Annotated in this window: 17 protein-coding genes and 1 tRNA gene; 12 read left to right on the forward strand and 6 right to left on the reverse strand. The window is 32.4% G+C overall.

The features are described from left to right. The first annotated feature begins 118 nt into the window (after window positions 1-118). The 12 genes from HM985_RS02610 to HM985_RS02665 all read left to right on the forward strand — a co-directional run bounded on the left by HM985_RS02610 (window position 119) and on the right by HM985_RS02665 (window position 13,319). Window positions 119-1,090 (forward strand): L-threonylcarbamoyladenylate synthase, encoded by a 972-nt coding sequence (locus HM985_RS02610; protein ID WP_179374735.1) that lies wholly within the window; start codon window positions 119-121, stop codon window positions 1,088-1,090. A 160-nt stretch (window positions 1,091-1,250) separates the two neighbouring features. Then, complete coding sequence (gene rplM / locus HM985_RS02615) at window positions 1,251-1,706, forward strand: 50S ribosomal protein L13 (RefSeq protein WP_179374736.1); 456 nt, start codon at window positions 1,251-1,253, stop codon at window positions 1,704-1,706. After that, window positions 1,707-2,093 (forward strand): 30S ribosomal protein S9, encoded by a 387-nt coding sequence (gene rpsI / locus HM985_RS02620; protein ID WP_092465616.1) that lies wholly within the window; start codon window positions 1,707-1,709, stop codon window positions 2,091-2,093. It abuts the gene before it with no gap. Window positions 2,094-2,266: 173 nt separating this feature from the next. Beyond that, the gene (gene rpsB / locus HM985_RS02625; protein ID WP_179374737.1) at window positions 2,267-3,058 is read left to right on the forward strand and encodes a 30S ribosomal protein S2; all 792 of its coding nucleotides are present in this window, start codon (window positions 2,267-2,269) and stop codon (window positions 3,056-3,058) included. An 84-nt stretch (window positions 3,059-3,142) separates the two neighbouring features. After that, a complete protein-coding gene (gene tsf / locus HM985_RS02630; RefSeq protein ID WP_179374738.1) occupies window positions 3,143-4,117 on the forward strand; it encodes a translation elongation factor Ts in 975 nt (324 codons plus the stop codon). Window positions 4,118-4,445: 328 nt separating this feature from the next. Then, on the forward strand, window positions 4,446-5,153 hold the full coding sequence (gene pyrH / locus HM985_RS02635; RefSeq protein WP_179374739.1) for a UMP kinase: 708 nt from the start codon (window positions 4,446-4,448) through the stop codon (window positions 5,151-5,153). Window positions 5,154-5,197: 44 nt separating this feature from the next. After that, complete coding sequence (gene frr / locus HM985_RS02640) at window positions 5,198-5,752, forward strand: ribosome recycling factor (RefSeq protein ID WP_179374740.1); 555 nt, start codon at window positions 5,198-5,200, stop codon at window positions 5,750-5,752. A gap of 76 nt (window positions 5,753-5,828) precedes the next feature. Continuing rightward, window positions 5,829-7,109: a DUF5686 family protein gene (locus tag HM985_RS02645; RefSeq protein ID WP_179374741.1), complete on the forward strand. Its 1,281-nt coding sequence runs from the start codon at window positions 5,829-5,831 to the stop codon at window positions 7,107-7,109. A gap of 167 nt (window positions 7,110-7,276) precedes the next feature. Then, on the forward strand, window positions 7,277-9,691 hold the full coding sequence (locus tag HM985_RS02650; protein ID WP_179374742.1) for an efflux RND transporter permease subunit: 2,415 nt from the start codon (window positions 7,277-7,279) through the stop codon (window positions 9,689-9,691). Between the two features lie 26 nt (window positions 9,692-9,717). Then, window positions 9,718-11,151 carry an asparagine--tRNA ligase gene (gene asnS, locus HM985_RS02655; protein WP_179374743.1) on the forward strand — a complete coding sequence of 478 codons (1,434 nt, stop codon included), beginning with the start codon at window positions 9,718-9,720 and terminating at the stop codon, window positions 11,149-11,151. A 76-nt stretch (window positions 11,152-11,227) separates the two neighbouring features. Next, window positions 11,228-12,697, forward strand: a complete 1,470-nt coding sequence (gene rpoN / locus HM985_RS02660) for an RNA polymerase factor sigma-54 (RefSeq protein ID WP_179374744.1) — start codon at window positions 11,228-11,230, stop codon at window positions 12,695-12,697. Window positions 12,698-12,710: 13 nt separating this feature from the next. Beyond that, window positions 12,711-13,319: a hypothetical protein gene (locus HM985_RS02665; RefSeq protein WP_179374745.1), complete on the forward strand. Its 609-nt coding sequence runs from the start codon at window positions 12,711-12,713 to the stop codon at window positions 13,317-13,319. Here HM985_RS02665 and HM985_RS02670 read toward each other — a convergent pair. From HM985_RS02670 to HM985_RS02695, 6 genes are all read right to left on the reverse strand, one after another. After that, entirely contained in the window at window positions 13,314-14,012 is a 699-nt protein-coding gene (locus tag HM985_RS02670) for a porin family protein (RefSeq protein ID WP_179374746.1), read from the reverse strand. The genes HM985_RS02665 and HM985_RS02670 overlap by 6 nt on opposite strands. A 94-nt stretch (window positions 14,013-14,106) precedes the next feature. Next, complete coding sequence (locus HM985_RS02675) at window positions 14,107-14,571, reverse strand: ExbD/TolR family protein (protein ID WP_179374747.1); 465 nt, start codon at window positions 14,569-14,571, stop codon at window positions 14,107-14,109. Window positions 14,572-14,582: 11 nt separating this feature from the next. Beyond that, window positions 14,583-15,218, reverse strand: coding sequence for an ExbD/TolR family protein (locus HM985_RS02680; protein ID WP_179374748.1), 636 nt, complete (start codon window positions 15,216-15,218; stop codon window positions 14,583-14,585). Between the two features lie 6 nt (window positions 15,219-15,224). Further along, a complete protein-coding gene (locus tag HM985_RS02685; RefSeq protein ID WP_179374749.1) occupies window positions 15,225-15,671 on the reverse strand; it encodes a hypothetical protein in 447 nt (148 codons plus the stop codon). 9 nt (window positions 15,672-15,680) lie between these two features. Continuing rightward, window positions 15,681-16,445 (reverse strand): MotA/TolQ/ExbB proton channel family protein, encoded by a 765-nt coding sequence (locus HM985_RS02690; RefSeq protein WP_179374750.1) that lies wholly within the window; start codon window positions 16,443-16,445, stop codon window positions 15,681-15,683. A gap of 73 nt (window positions 16,446-16,518) precedes the next feature. Continuing rightward, a tRNA-Ser gene (locus HM985_RS02695) sits at window positions 16,519-16,606 on the reverse strand. Window positions 16,607-16,610 lie beyond the last annotated feature (4 nt).

A 16,610-nucleotide genomic window follows, 5' to 3' on the forward strand; every position in this document is an offset into this window, starting at 1 on the left:
TTTATAATATATCTTAAAAATAAAAAACTAACTTACAAACACATTAAAACGAATCGAGCCTAAATTTGTATAGAAATAAATATTATAATGAACTAATATTGTAATCTGAAACCAAAATATGAGTATTATTTCAAAAGACATATCAAAAGCTATCGCATTATTAAATACGGAAGACATTGTAGCGATACCAACAGAAACTGTTTATGGTTTAGCGGGAAACATATACAGTGAAAAAGCCATAAAATCTATTTTTGAAACGAAGAAGCGTCCGTTTTTTAATCCGCTTATTGTTCATATACCTTCTATAGACCAGTTACCAAATATTGTTGCTTACATCCCTAAAAAAGCACAATTGTTAGCCGAAGCTTTTTGGCCAGGGCCAATCACTTTGGTTTTAAAGAAACAAGATACAATTCCTGATTTAATTACTGGCGGCAAAGATACCGTTGCCGTACGCGTACCAAATCACCCAACGATATTAGAATTATTAAATCAATTAGATTTTCCGTTAGCAGCACCATCAGCCAACCCTTTTAGTAGTATTAGTCCAACCACAGCAGCACACGTGGAAACTTATTTTAAGGATAGCATTAAGATGGTTTTAGATGGCGGACATTGTACAAGTGGTATAGAATCTACTATTATAGGTTTTGAAAATGACGAACCTATTATATATAGATTAGGTTCTACAGCACTAGAAGATATTGAAGCTGTAGTTGGAAAAATAGAAATAAAAAACACCGTTAAGAGTCAGATAGCAGATATCCCAAATGCTCCAGGAATGTTAGCACGTCATTATGCACCAAAGACAAAAACCATCTTAACAAATAACGTTTTTGAAGCTGTAAAACTTCAAAAAGAGAAACGTATTGGCGTCTTAGTTTTTAAAACTAAAATTGAATCACCCAATATTTCTTCACAAATTATACTTTCAGAAAAAGGTGAGATGCCAGAAGCGGCATCACATCTCTACGATGCATTACACCAATTAGACAAGCAAGATTTAGACATCATTATTACTGAAGAATTCCCAGATTTTGGTTTAGGTAAATCTATAAATGACAGACTAACAAGAGCGACAAAAAACTAATATATATGGTTGTTTTTTAAACCGTCTGATTTTCAGCATAAAAAAACATTTCATTAAGATTTGGTTTATCCATTCTTTATCGTAAATTTGCAAACTCTTTTTTGAAGAGGAATGTTTAATCAATTGCGTCATTTAAGGCGCGATTATAAATCAAATTAGTGTGGACACATTAAGCTACAAAACAGTTTCAGCAAACAAAGCTACCGTTAATAAGGAGTGGGTTTTAGTTGACGCTGAAGGACAAACTTTAGGTCGCCTAGCTTCAAGAGTAGCAATACTTTTAAGAGGTAAGCACAAGCCTAATTTTACGCCACACGTTGATTGCGGTGATAACGTAATAGTTATCAATGCTGAAAAAATCAACTTAACGGGTAACAAATGGACGGAAAAAAGTTATATCCGTCATACAGGTTATCCAGGTGGTCAAAGAAGTCTGACAGCTACTGAATTGTTTGAGAAAGACCCAAACAGATTAGTAGAAAAGTCAGTAAAAGGAATGTTACCTAAAAACAAATTAGGAGCAGCTCTTTTTAGAAATTTAACAGTTGTTACAGGAACTGCTCATTCTCACGAAGCGCAAAAACCTAAAACAATGAATTTAAAAGAAATTAACTAAATGGAAGTAATTCACAAAATTGGCCGTAGAAAGACGGCTGTTGCTCGTGTGTACCTTGCTGAAGGAAGTGGCAAAATCACGGTAAACAAAAAAGACATGGCGGATTATTTTACTACTGCAACTTTGCAGTATAAAGTAAACCAACCTTTAGCCTTGACTAACAATGATGGCAACTTTGATATTACTGTTAACGTATATGGAGGTGGTATCACCGGCCAGGCAGAAGCAATACGTTTAGGTTTATCTCGTATTATGTGCGAAATTGATCCTGAAAACAGATTAGTATTAAAGCCAGAAGGTCTATTAACGAGAGATCCAAGAATGGTAGAAAGAAAGAAATTCGGACAGAAAAAAGCCCGAAAGAAATTCCAATTCTCAAAACGTTAATATCCAAACAACACTTAATTCAGAACTTGATTTCTCAGGTTCTGAATTATTTTATTTTATTAAATTAATTCTGAAATTGTTTCAGATTTTAAAGTTTAGCATCTAAATGATTAAGGCGAGCACAAGCGACCACTTAATCATTGCTAATTTAACAGAACGTAAACTATTACAAAATGGAAAAAGTAGAAGTAAAAGAATTACTTGAAGCAGGTGTACACTTCGGTCACCTTACTCGTAAGTGGAATCCAAACATGGCTCCTTACATCTATATGGAGCGTAACGGCATCCATATTATCAATCTTTACAAAACAGCAGCAAAAATTCAAGAGACTTCTGAAGCATTAGCTAAAATAGCTGCATCAGGAAAGAAGATATTATTTGTTGCTACAAAAAAACAAGCTAAAGACATCGTTGCTGCAAAAGCAGGAGCAGTAAACCAACCATACATTACAGAACGTTGGCCTGGTGGAATGTTAACTAACTTTGTTACTATTAGAAAAGCAGTTAAAAAAATGGCTACTATTGATAGAATGAAGAAAGATGGTACATTCAACTCTTTATCTAAAAAAGAACGTTTACAAGTAGATCGTTTACGTGCAAAATTAGAAAAGAATTTAGGTTCTATTTCTGATATGACACGTTTACCAGGTGCTTTATTTGTTGTAGATATTATGCGTGAGCATATTGCAATTAAAGAAGCTCAAAAATTAAACATTCCAATTTTCGCAATGGTAGATACCAACTCTGACCCTCGTGAAGTTGATTATTTAATTCCTGCAAATGACGATGCTTCTAAATCTATCGACAAAGTTTTATCTATCGTAACTTCTGCAGTAGCAGATGGTCTAAACGAAAGAAAAGCTGAACGTGCTGAAAAAGACGCAAAATCTCAAAAAGGAGAAGCAAAAGCTGCACCTGCTAAACCAGCAGAAAAAACAGCAGTTGCTGATCAAGAAGAAGAATAATAACATTTAGAATATATTCAAAAGTCGTTTAATTCTTTTCTTGCAAGAAAAATAATTATTCGACTTTTTTTTAATTTAGAAACTATGGAAAACACTGTAAAAGTTACTGCAGCAGAAGTAAATAAGCTTAGACAAGCTACTGGTGCTGGTATGATGGATTGTAAAAAAGCTTTAGTTGAAGCTGGTGGCGATTTTGATAAAGCCATTGAAGTTTTACGTAAAAAAGGACAAAAAGTTGCAGAAAAAAGAGCTGACAGAGATTCTTCTGAAGGTGCTGCAATCGCAAAAATTAATGCAGATAACACTTCTGGTGTTGCTATTGTGTTAGGTTGTGAAACTGACTTTGTTGGTAAAAATGAAAATTTCGTAGCATTAGCTAATCAATTAGCTGATATCGCTTTAAACCAAGATACAAAAGAAGCTTTTTTAGCTGCTGATTTTGAAGGAATGACTGTTGCTGAAAAATTAGTTGAACAAACTGGTGTTATCGGTGAAAAATTAGACATTACTTCTTTCGAAAAATTAGAAGCGCCTTATGTTGGACAATATGTTCACATTAACAAAATTGCTGCTTTAGTAGGTTTATCTGCAAAAGTAGACAACGTAGAAACTTTAGTTAAAGATGTTGCAATGCAAGTTGCTTCTATGGGAGCATCTTCTTTATCTTACAAAGATTTCGATCCTGCATTTGTTGCCTCAGAAACTGAAGCACGAATCGCTGTTATTGAAAAAGATAACATTGAATTAGGACGTTTAGGTAAAACCTTAAAGAATGTACCAAGTTACATCTCTATGGCACAATTAACTCCTGAGGTTATTGCTGAAGCTGAAGAAACTGCTAAAGCTGAATTAAAAGCTGAAGGTAAACCAGAACAAATTTGGGATAGAATTTTACCAGGTAAAATGGAGCGTTTCATTTCTGATAATACATCTTTAGATCAAGAGCAATGTTTATTAGATCAGAAGTTTATTAAAGACGAAAAGCAAACTGTTGCTGATTACGTTAAAACTTATGGTGACGTTTCTGTTACAGGTTTCAAACGTTCTTCAGTAGGATAATCTTATTCTTATTTAATAGAATTTATATATTTAAAGCCACTATTTTTATAGAATAGTGGCTTTTTTATAGAATAGTGGCTTTTTTATAGAATAGTGGCTTTTTTATTTCTTAAAAGACACTATAACAAATAAACTATAGGTCTCATTAGAGTTTAAAATAAAATATTCTTTTGCATTTTTTTCACTTTTACAGATGCTAATAATTGCTTAGCTTTGCTCAACTTTTAAATCACTTAATTAAATAAGCTATAAAACACCTATACTTATTTTAAAAACATGTTATCTAGCACATAACATTAGCCTTTAAAATTGCAATAGAAACGATCTAATGAAATATAAAAGAATACTACTTAAATTATCTGGTGAAGCCTTAATGGGAAATCGTCAATACGGAATAGACCCAGAACGTTTATCTGAATACGCAAAAGATATTAAAGAAATCACGGAACTAGGTGTTGAAGTAGCAATAGTTATTGGTGGTGGAAATATTTTTAGAGGTGTTGCAGGCGCAATGCATGGTATGGATCGAGTACAAGGCGACCATATGGGTATGTTAGCAACTGTAATAAACGGGTTAGCATTGCAAAACGCGTTGGAAGACGCAGATATTAAAACACGTTTGCAAACTGCAATTAAAATAAATGAAGTTGCCGAACCGTTTATAAGACGAAAAGCAATGAGTCATCTAAGAAAAGGTCGTGTTGTTATATTTGGTGGAGGCACAGGAAATCCTTATTTCACAACAGATTCTGCAGCAGTGTTAAGAGCTATAGAAATAGAAGCAGACGTTATATTAAAAGGAACACGTGTAGACGGTATTTATAATGCAGATCCTGAGATAGATAGTACAGCTATAAAGTTTGATCATATTACTTTTGATGATGTTTTAAGAAAAGGTTTAAAAGTAATGGATACCACTGCATTTACTTTAAGTCAAGAAAACAAATTGCCAATTATTGTTTTTGATATGAATAAAAAAGGAAACTTATTAAAAGTTGTTTCTGGAGAAAATATAGGAACTAAAGTTAACTTATAGATTTTTACTTAAATTTTGATCATTAATAATTAAGATTTTTAACTATGGACGAAGACATTAAATTTATAATAGATAGTACGAAAGAATCAATGGATGCTGCATTAAAGCATCTTGAGAAACAGTTTTCAAATATTAGAGCAGGTAAAGCTAGTCCTGCAATGCTAGGAAGTGTAATGGTAGATTATTATGGTTCTCAGACTCCACTAAGTCAGGTTGCCAATGTTAACACACCAGATGGTAGAACCATCACTGTACAACCTTGGGAAAAAAATATGCTTCAAGAAATTGAACGCGGTATAATGATTGCGAATTTAGGTTTCAACCCGATGAATAATGGTGATCTTATTATTATTAATGTGCCACCTTTAACGGAAGAACGCCGTAGAGATTTAGCAAAACAAGCCAAATCTGAGTCTGAAGATGCCAAAATTGGTATTAGAAATGCTCGTAAAGATGCTAACCATGAAATAAAAGACACAGATATCTCTGAAGATTCGCAGAAAGATGCGGAAGGCGACATTCAGAAATTAACTGATATCTATGTTAAAAAAATAGAATCACTCTTAGAAGTGAAAGAAAAAGAGATTATGACTGTATAATCTTTATATCATTACATAGGCATCCCAAAACTATACTTTGGGATGCTTTTTTCAACTCATAAATTAAATATCATAAATGCTAAAGCACCTGTTTGTCGTTTTCTTTATAACGCTTGCAACCAACAGTTATGCACAGCAATTACCTTCTAGTAAATCAGATTCTACAAAAATCACACAAGACTCTATAAAAAAAACTGAGTTCTTAAAACACATAGGCAACGGTTACCTTCCTTTTCACTATTTCAATTTAGATTTAAGATATCTTATTAAATTTAATCAATATGAAGGATTAAGAAGTGGATTGGGTGGAGTTACAAATGATCGTTTTTCTGAACATTACCGTATTGATGGTTATACTGTTTATGGTTTTAAAGACAAAGCTTTCAAATATAAAATAGGGGGTGGTTTTAGAATTAATCAAGGAACAGACACTTGGGTTAATTTAGCTTATGTTGACGATTTACAAGAAACTGGTAGTTCAAAATTTTTAACAGACAAACGGTTTTTTACTTTTTTTGAGCCACGCTTATTGAATATAGACTTGTTTCACCGTCATATAACCAAATCTGTTTCTATACAACATAAGATATCTAATCACTTACTTTCTGAAACACAATTTGCTGTTTCTAAAATAGACCCAACTTATAATTATACTTATTTATTAGATAATAAAAGCTATACTACTTTTGATTTAAGTACAGCAAAAATGAGTTTACAATGGAGTCCCTTTAGCACATATAAAATTATTAATGAAGATGTTAAAGAAATAAAAAGTGGTTATCCAAAATTTACATTGCAGTTAACCCAAGGGTTCAAATCTGTATTTGGTAGTGACTTTAATTTTTCAAAAATAGACTTTAGAACGATACAACAATTTAATTACAAAAATGGTTCTAGTACAAATATTACATTAGTCGCAGGGACTGTAGGAGGTGATGCACCCATAACTCACTTATATCATGCTTACCCAAATAATATTACTAAAGAAACCATATTACAACGTTTTTCTGTTGCTGGCTTAAATAGTTTTGAAACAATGTATTTTAATGAATTTTTCAGTGATAAATTTTCAACATTACAACTAAAGCATTCCTTTAAACCATTTAATATTTCTGACCATTTTAAACCACAACTTGTTTTAATTTCGCGTTATGCTGTTGGAGATATGAATAGTATTAGCAGACATCAAGGCATAGAGTTTAACACTTTAGACAAGCTCTATTCAGAATCTGGGTTTGAAATCAACAAATTACTCTTTGGGTTTGGACTAAGTTTCGCCTATAGATATGGTGGTTATCACTTGCCAAAACTAGAAGATAACATTGCCTTTAAGTTTACCTTTAACATTTCGCTTTAAACCAAATTATATTACTGTTAATTAACCAACAATTCCTTAGGTTTTTTCTACCTTTGCCGCTCATTTCTCTCTAAACGAGATTTATGAATTGTGATGATTTCATCAAAATAATAAAGTTTATTTTTAATCAATATCTTATGAGCTTGCTCAAAGGAAGTTATTAATTCATGTTCAAAATTTTAACCACAGGATTCTGGGAAGCCATCGCAAGACTTATTCTTCGTAATAAAATCTTCATACTTATAGCGATTATTTTGGCGACTATATTTTTTAGTACGCAATGGAAATACATGCAATTTTCATCTACAGAAGCTAACCTATTGCCAGACGACCACGAAGTGAACCTAACGTACAATAATTTTTTAAAGATTTTTGGAGAAGAAGGAAACCTAGTTGTTTTAGGAGTAAAAGATTCGACAATATTTACTGTAAAACAGCTTAATGCTTGGAATAATTTAGCCGATTCATTTAAAGATTATGATGAAGTAGATGCTGTTTTATCTATTAAGGATCTTAAGAAATTAGTCAAAAATACCGAAGAGGTAAAATTTGATCTTGAGCCATTTATTCAAGATTCTATTTCTAGTATGGAAGAGATTCTTAAACTGGAAGACGATCTTTTTAAAAAATATCCTTTTTACGACAACTTCTTATTTAATGCTGAAACAAAAACCTTAAGAACGGCACTCTATCTAAAGAAAGATTTTATAAACACACCTGCTAGAAAAGTATTTATTTTAAATGTTCTTCAAGAAAAAGTAGATGCCTTTGAAGAACAAACAGGACTTGATGTTAGGGTTTCAGGGATGCCCTATATTCGTACTTTAAGTTCCCAGAGTATTATAGACGAAATCCCTATTTTTATTGGCGGTGCACTATTTGTAACCTCATTAATATTTTTCTTATTCTTTAGGTCTTTTAGAGCAACATTTATTTCACTTATTGTAGTTTGTATTGGTGTCATGTGGACCTTCGGTATCTTAGGTTTATTAGGTTACGAAATCACGGTACTGACAGCGTTAATACCTCCATTAATTATTGTTATTGGTATTCCTAATTGTGTTTTCTTAATCAACAAATATCAGCAAGAAGTAAAATCTCATGGAAATAAAGTAAAATCATTGCAGCGTGTAATTACCAAGGTTGGTAACGCTACATTGATGACTAATGTTACTACAGCTTCAGGGTTTGCTACTTTTATCTTTACAGAAAGCACCTTACTCAAAGAGTTTGGTATTGTGGCCTCTTTAAGTATTCTAGCTATATTTTTATTATGCTTACTTGTTATTCCTATTATGTATACGTTCTTACCTTACCCGAAAGAGCGTCACTTAGAGCATTTAAACAAACGTTGGATTGGACGTTTTGTTGGATGGATGGAATCTATGGTAAAGAACAAAAAAATAACCATTTACATTACCACGCTTATTTTAATAGTTACAAGTATCATTGGTATTTATCAAATTAAAATTTCAGGAAGTCTTATAGAAGACATGCCACAGAATACAGAGTTTTTTAGGGACATCCGATTTTTTGAATCTGAGTTTAATGGTATTATGCCTTTAGAAATACTTATTGATACCAAACGCAAAAAAGGAGTTATGAAATTATCGACTCTAAAACGTATGGATGAGCTTGAAGAATTAATTCACCATATACCAGAATTATCAAGACCTATCTCTGTAGTTAGCCTAGTAAAATATAGTAAACAAGCCTATTATAATGGTAATCCTAAGTATTACCAATTACCAACAAGTCAAGAGAACAGTTTCATCTTATCTTATGCTAAAAACTCTACTTCTAACACCGATATGCTGAGTGATTTTGTAGATAGCACTGGGCAATATGCGCGTATTACTACCTTTATGAAAGATATTGGTACAGACAAAATGGAACGCATAGAAGAAGATCTCCAAGATGAAATAGACAAATTATTTCCTAAAGAACGTTATGAAGTTACCATTACGGGTAAAGCATTAGTTTTTCAAAAAGGAACAAAATATTTAGTCAAAAATCTAATGATATCATTAACACTTGCAATTATACTAATTGCTTTGTTTATGGCATATTTGTTCCGTTCATTTAAAATGATTGTGGTTTCATTAATACCAAATTTATTACCTCTATTAATTACTGCAGGGATTATGGGATATATTGGTGTACCTATTAAACCTTCAACAATTTTAGTTTTTAGTATTGCCTTTGGTATTTCAGTAGATGATACGATTCACTTTTTGGCAAAATACAGACAAGAACTGCAAGCTAATAACTGGAAAATACGAAAATCCGTCTATGGAGCTTTAAGAGAAACAGGTGTTAGTATGATTTATACGTCTATTGTATTATTCTTTGGCTTCTCTGTATTCACAATTTCAAGCTTTGGTGGCACAGTGGCTCTAGGTGCTTTAGTATCTATAACTCTTTTGTTTGCCATGCTATCTAACCTACTATTATTACCTTCGCTTCTATTATCTTTAGAACGTAATATTGCGAATAAAGAAGTCTTAAGAAAGCCTTCAATTGATATTATTCCACCTGAAGATGATGTGGAGAATAATGATTTCAAAGAAAATAAAGATTAACAATTAGCATTCAAAATAATTTAAAAATGACTTCAAAAACTGTAGCTGAACTACTATCTCAAGAAGTAACTTTACAAGATGTTACCGTAAAAGGATGGGTTAGAACTTTTAGAGCAAACCGATTTATCGCCTTAAACGATGGTTCAACAATAAATAATATCCAATGTGTCGTTGATTTTGAAAATTTTGACGAAGCCACCTTAAAACGTGTTACCACAGGTGCTGCTATTCATATTACAGGTGAGTTAGTAGAAAGTCAAGGAAAAGGACAATCTGTAGAAATTGTCGTAAAAACATTAGAAATCTTAGGTGATTCTGACCCTGAAACCTACCCTATTCAACCAAAAAAGCACTCTTTTGAGTTTTTAAGAGAAAATGCACATCTACGCACAAGAACAAATACATTCAGTGCTGTAATGCGCTTACGTTCGTCTTTATCTTTTGCTGTTCATAAATATTTTAACGAGAATGGTTTTAACTATATGCACACACCAATTATAACTGGTAGTGATGCTGAAGGTGCAGGTGAAATGTTTAAAGTCTCTAATTTAGATGCAAAAACACCACCATTAAAAGAAGATGGTTCTATAAATTATAAAGAAGATTTCTTCGGGAAAGAAACGAACTTAACCGTTTCTGGTCAGTTGGAAGCTGAAACTTATGCCATGTCTTTAGGTAAAGTTTATACTTTTGGACCAACATTTAGAGCTGAAAATTCTAATACTACACGTCACTTAGCTGAATTCTGGATGATTGAACCAGAAGTTGCTTTCATGGACTTGGATGGAAACATGGATTTAGCTGAAGATTTTATGAAATCTGTATTAAGCTATGTCTTAGAACATAACAAAGCAGATTTAGAGTTTTTAGATAAACGTCTTTTAGACGAAGAAAAAACAAAACCTCAAGCAGAGCGCAGTGAAATGAGCTTAATTGAGAAAATTAACTTCGTTGTAGAAAATAACTTTAAGCGTGTAAGTTATACCGAAGCAATAGATATTTTAAAGAACTGTAAGCCAAATAAGAAAAAGAAATTCAACTATATTATTGAAGAATGGGGAGCAGATTTACAATCTGAACACGAGCGTTTCTTAGTTGAAAAACATTTTAAATGTCCGGTAATTTTATTTGATTATCCAGCGAACATTAAAGCATTCTATATGCGTTTAAATGAAGATGGTAAAACGGTCAGAGCAATGGATATTCTTTTTCCAGGTATTGGAGAAATGGTTGGAGGGTCTCAACGTGAAGAACGTTTAGATGTTTTAAAAGAAAAAATGAAAGCATTAGACATTTCTGAAGAAGAATTATGGTGGTATTTAGATTTACGTAAATATGGATCTGCTGTTCATTCTGGATTTGGATTAGGCTTTGAACGCTTAGTAATGTTCGCAACAGGAATGGGTAATATAAGAGATGTTATTCCTTTTCCTAGAACACCTCAAAATGCTGAGTTTTAATCACTATATTTAAACCTGTCAGGTTCTAAAAAATCTGATGGGTTTTTTCTTATTTTTATAATCCATTAGAAATAATATGTCTCTAAAGCAGTTTTTACAATTTAAGCTATCTCAGAAGCTTTCACCACAGCAGATTCAACTTATGAAGTTGATACAACTGCCTACACAAGCTTTTGAGCAACGTTTAAAGCAAGAATTAGAAGAAAACCCAGCTTTAGATACTGGAAAAGAATCTGATGAAGCAGCTGAGGATAATTTTGATGAGTTTGACAACTCAGAAACGGAATATGAAGACAATGATACCATTGAAACTGATGATATTAATATTGATGAATATCTAAGCGATGATGAAGTACCAGAATACCGTACACAAGCCAATAATTACAGCGCAGATGACGAGGACAAGACAATGCCTTATGCTGCAGGCACCTCTTTTACACAACATTTAATAAATCAATTAAACACTTTTAGACTCACAGAAAATGAAGAAGAAATTGCGTACTTCTTAGTAGGTAGTGTTGATGAAAGTGGTTACATACGTCGCTCTTTAGCAGATATAACAGATGATTTAGCTTTTACTCAAAATATTTATACAACTGAGCAAGAGGTTGAAAAAGTATTAAAAATAGTACATCAATTAGATCCCGCAGGTGTTGGTGCACGTAATTTGCAAGAATGCTTAAGTATACAATTACATCGAAAAGAACAAAATCTTAACATTGAGTTAGCCACTACCATTATTGATAAGGGTTTTGAGCAATTCACAAAGAAGCATTATAAAAAATTAATGCAAAAATTTAACATCGATGAGGAAGAACTTAAAGATGCTATTGAAGAAGTTGAAAGACTAAACCCTAAACCAGGCGGATCTTACGCAGGAAATAACAAAATTGTAGAACATATTGTACCCGATTTTGCCATTAAAATTATAGATGGTGAATTAGAGTTAACGCTTAACGGGAGAAATGCACCTGAGCTTCACGTATCTCGTGAATATAACAACATGCTTAAAGGCTATAAGGAAACTAAAGAAAAGTCCAAAGCACAAAAGGATGCCGTGATGTTTATTAAACAAAAATTAGATGCTGCAAAGTGGTTTATAGAAGCTGTAAGACAACGACAACAGACTTTATTTGTTACCATGAGTTCTATAATGCATTATCAAAAAGAATATTTTTTAAGTGGTGATGAGCGTAATTTACGTCCTATGATTTTAAAAGATATTGCAGATGAAATTGAAATGGATGTTTCTACAATATCGCGTGTTGCCAACAGTAAATATGTTGATACTCCTTACGGTACTAAATTGATAAAAGAGTTTTTCTCGGAATCTATGACTAACGATCAAGGAGAAGAAGTTTCTACTAGGGAAATTAAAAAAATTCTTGAAACTGTCATCGAAGAAGAGAGCAAAAAGAAACCTTTAACAGATGAAGCTCTTTCTAAGATATTAAAAGAAAAAGGGTACCCAATTGCAAGACGAACAGTCGCGAAATACAGAGAGCAACTCGATATTCCTGTCGCGCGTTTAAGAAAAGAATTATAAGAAGACTTCCGCAATGAAACATTTTATTCTAAAAGGAGTGTCCTTCGTTTTTCATCCTTTAATAATGCCGTTATTAGGAGTACTGTTCTACTTTTCAAAAACACCTAGGTACATTCCGCTACCTGTAATGAAAGCTAAGATATTTTCGATTGTAATACTCACCATCATCTTACCAATACTTTTATTCTTTCTATTAAAGACCATCAACAAAGTTAATAGTATCTATTTAAAGAGCACCAGAGAACGCTTAATCCCTTTATTTATAAATTGCATTATTCTAGTGCTGATTTTAATAAGAGTGTTAACAGCCGACGAAATAATAGAATTATATTACTTCTTTTTAGGTATATTATTTTCTACATTAATGTGTTTTATACTAGCTGTATTTCGATTAAAAGCCAGTATACATATGATAGCAGCATCAGGGTTTTTAATGTTTGCAATAGCATTAAGTTTGCATTATCAAATTAACATAACAGGCACTATTGCACTAATGATGATTATAATGGGAGCCATAGCAACTTCTCGTTTGCATCTTAAAGCACATACGAATCAAGAGCTCATATTAGGAGTTTTTACTGGCCTAATACCACAACTTATACTTTTGAATTATTGGTTATAAAATATAAAATATTAAACCAATTTTTAAGGACTTCATATCCATACTTTCACCGCTAAGTTCAGAATTATCATCAAACATTGTGTTTAAACCATAATACACATGAAAATTCCAAGTACTATAACCCGCACTCATAGTTAACCCATATTGAAGCTTATTAAAGCTATCATTATTAGATACATTTACATTGCCTAAACTACTGCGAAATTTAGCAGTACTATGTAATAAATATCCTAACTTAAAACCCGTGTAAATACGCCAAAAATTATAATTGTTAGCTGTCGATGTTCTCCACCTAATTTCAAAAGGAACTTCAACTAGATAAGTTGCAATCTTATTTTTAGACACATCATAATCACTTTCATCTATAATTGCAAATGAAAGATCATTATCTGTTTCTTCAATTAATAGATTTTTTAAATGATAAGCATTAGTGGAAATCCCCAGACCTAACCCCAAAGAAACGTTACGTTTCTCGTTAATAGGCATATCTCTAATAAAACCTACCTGAAAACCTGATGAAAAACCATTTTGGGATACCCCTGACGGTTTATTGTTGAGTAAATTATAGGTAATTGAAGCATAAAATTGATCCTCTCTATAATCCTTATAAAGCTCTGAATTATTAGTATCATCTCTTTGAGCATAACCTATTAATCCTATCAAACTTATTAAGACTAAAACATAACTTTTCATACTTATAAAATTACTAAATATTTAATCGCTTTTAAACAAAAAAACGTCCCGATTTCTCAGGACGTTTCTTATATAAAATTAAGAAATTTTACACTTATTGTTCAAGTTTTGTATTAGCAATATACATTACTTTTAATGCATTTGCTTTACGTAACTCTTGTTTAATATCAGATACTAAACCTGCATTCGTATTTTTATCTACTTTAAGGCCTACTACAACTTTACTTTGCAGTTCTTCATTCATTTCACTGATTCCTTGGTAAATTGAAGGCTGAACGTCTTCAACTGTTATAAAAGCATCATTAAACTGAATTCTTGGCTCTTCTCCAAATTGCTTGTATTGACTACTAGGTTTACCTGCATAGATAAAAATAGTTCTGTCTTTTTTAAGCTGTTCTACTTGATCTGCACTTGGTAGTGCATTTTCAATCATCAAAGAACTGTCTCGCATTACAGTCGCAACCATAAAAAAGAAAAGCAACATAAATACAATATCAGGAAGAGATGCCGTTGAAATCGCTGGCATTTCACCTTTTTCTTTTTTTCTAAATTTAGACATATTAGTTTCTTTTAGTTTTTATCTGGTTCTGCTTCAGACAATTTCATAGGGAATAATTTCTTAACGGTTTCTATACGCTCATTAAGCACTTCATCCTTACTATATTGATTCTTCTCTTTCTCTTCTAACATTGCTGTAAAAACTTTGTCAGAGTTCGGATAATACTTTTTGTATAATCTCGCTGCTTCACGTTCACGTAAGTAGTTATAGGCTGCAACCAACTCATTCTGTACTTCCATGTACTTCTCATAAGTGGTTTCCCTGTCATGCTTCATTGAGATAATTGCTTTATCAGGATGATCCGATGACTCGGATGAACCTTCTCCTTTACAATAATCACAAGATTGACCTGCTGGGTTTGTACCCCCACCATTATCTAAAAAATCGATTGCTGCTTGTCTCAACTCTGTTATAGGAAGTTCTTCTTCCTCTACTAAAAGTTGATTGTTTCTGTTAATATTAACAGTAAATAGATTCTTTTGTTTAATAACTGGCGGCTCTACTTCAGTGTCATCAATAGGTGGCAAACTTCTTAATAATCCTTTATCTTTTTCAATAGTAGTTGTTACTAAGAAAAAAATAAGTAATAAGAATGCAATGTCAGCCATTGATCCTGCATTTACTTCGGGTGCTGATCTTTTTGCCATAATATATTATTTGCTAATTATTCTTTTTGCTCCTGCAAAAATCATCGCTCCTGCAGCAATTGCTAATAGTAAATAAAAAGACACTAGTCCAGCTCCTACAAGTTGTGATGTGCTTTCAGTTGCATATCCTCCTTCTTGAAGCGTATAAGACATAGCATCACCACCAGAGATTACATATGCTATAATTAAGACAACAGCAAATGATCCAACTCCTATTAAAGTGTTTTTAAGGCCTTCAGTATTTGTAAATAAGTTTTTTAATACAAAAAACAATACAAAAACTAATACTAAAGCCAAAATAACATACGCTACATAAGCCATTGGGTCAACTAAACCGTCTTCACCGCCTGTTTTAATAGCTTCATCTCCTACGGCTAAAATACGCACTAAGAAAATAATACCTAAAAAACCAAGTATAGCTACAAGTATTTTTGATATAGTTTTAAAATTCATAATTACTTTTTATTTTTTATGTCTTACTAATAAATCCATCAAAGTGATTGATGCATCTTCCATATCGTTTACAATACTATCAATTTTAGCAATGATATAATTATAAAAGATTTGAAGTATAATAGCTACGATAAGTCCGAAAACTGTTGTTAAAAGTGCTACTTTAATACCACCTGCTACTAATGAAGGGTTCATGTCACCTGCAGCTTCAATTTTATCGAAAGCAGAAATCATACCTATTACAGTACCCATGAAACCAAGCATTGGTGCTAAAGCGATAAATAAAGAGATCCAAGAAACATTCTTTTCTAATTGACCCATTTGAACACCACCATAAGCTACTACAGCTTTTTCAGCAGCATCAGTACCTTCATCAACTCTATCTAAACCTTGATAGAATATAGAGGCCACTGGTCCTTTTGTATTTCTACAAACTTCTTTAGCTGCTTCAACACCACCTGAGTTAAGTGCATCTTCTACATTTTGAGTTAATTTTTTAGTGTTTGTTGTTGAAAGGTTTAAATAAATAATTCTTTCAATTGCAATTGCTAATCCTAGGATTAAACATAATAATACAACTCCCATAAAGCCTGCACCACCTTCGATAAAACGCTTTTTTAATTCTTGATGGAAACTCAAATCTTCAGAAACTGGTTCCTCTTGAGCTACAGTTGTAATAGTTGCTGTTGTAGTAGCGAATGTTGTTGCGTTCGCATTAACAGTTCCGATAGCCATTAAACATGTTATGGCAAGGATAGAAAATAATCTTTTCATTGTCTAAATCTTAATTTTATTAGTTAAAGTGTTAAAGATAAAAAAAAATATGCAATTACAACATAAATATCAGCAGAGAGGAAGGGATTCGAACCCTCGATACCCTTTTGGGGTATACACACTTTCCAGGCGTGCGCCTTCGACCACTCGGCCACCTCTCTCTAA

It is taken from the genome of Winogradskyella wichelsiae (assembly GCF_013403925.1).
In the GTDB taxonomy this organism is placed as follows: domain Bacteria; phylum Bacteroidota; class Bacteroidia; order Flavobacteriales; family Flavobacteriaceae; genus Winogradskyella; species Winogradskyella wichelsiae.

Bases quoted from the DNA above. Each gene is read 5' to 3' on its own strand.
- rpsI (WP_092465616.1), top strand. From the start codon at position 1,707: ATGGAAGTAATTCACAAAATTGGCCGTAGAAAGACGGCTGTTGCTCGT.
- asnS (WP_179374743.1), top strand. From the start codon at position 9,718: ATGACTTCAAAAACTGTAGCTGAACTACTATCTCAAGAAGTAACTTTA.
- tsf (WP_179374738.1), top strand. From the start codon at position 3,143: ATGGAAAACACTGTAAAAGTTACTGCAGCAGAAGTAAATAAGCTTAGA.
- HM985_RS02685 (WP_179374749.1), bottom strand. From the start codon at position 15,671: ATGAATTTTAAAACTATATCAAAAATACTTGTAGCTATACTTGGTTTT.
- HM985_RS02645 (WP_179374741.1), top strand. From the start codon at position 5,829: ATGCTAAAGCACCTGTTTGTCGTTTTCTTTATAACGCTTGCAACCAAC.
- HM985_RS02675 (WP_179374747.1), bottom strand. From the start codon at position 14,571: ATGTCTAAATTTAGAAAAAAAGAAAAAGGTGAAATGCCAGCGATTTCA.
- rpoN (WP_179374744.1), top strand. From the start codon at position 11,228: ATGTCTCTAAAGCAGTTTTTACAATTTAAGCTATCTCAGAAGCTTTCA.
- HM985_RS02650 (WP_179374742.1), top strand. From the start codon at position 7,277: ATGTTCAAAATTTTAACCACAGGATTCTGGGAAGCCATCGCAAGACTT.
- HM985_RS02670 (WP_179374746.1), bottom strand. From the start codon at position 14,012: ATGAAAAGTTATGTTTTAGTCTTAATAAGTTTGATAGGATTAATAGGT.
- pyrH (WP_179374739.1), top strand. From the start codon at position 4,446: ATGAAATATAAAAGAATACTACTTAAATTATCTGGTGAAGCCTTAATG.
- HM985_RS02665 (WP_179374745.1), top strand. From the start codon at position 12,711: ATGAAACATTTTATTCTAAAAGGAGTGTCCTTCGTTTTTCATCCTTTA.
- HM985_RS02610 (WP_179374735.1), top strand. From the start codon at position 119: ATGAGTATTATTTCAAAAGACATATCAAAAGCTATCGCATTATTAAAT.
- frr (WP_179374740.1), top strand. From the start codon at position 5,198: ATGGACGAAGACATTAAATTTATAATAGATAGTACGAAAGAATCAATG.
- HM985_RS02680 (WP_179374748.1), bottom strand. From the start codon at position 15,218: ATGGCAAAAAGATCAGCACCCGAAGTAAATGCAGGATCAATGGCTGAC.
- rpsB (WP_179374737.1), top strand. From the start codon at position 2,267: ATGGAAAAAGTAGAAGTAAAAGAATTACTTGAAGCAGGTGTACACTTC.
- HM985_RS02690 (WP_179374750.1), bottom strand. From the start codon at position 16,445: ATGAAAAGATTATTTTCTATCCTTGCCATAACATGTTTAATGGCTATC.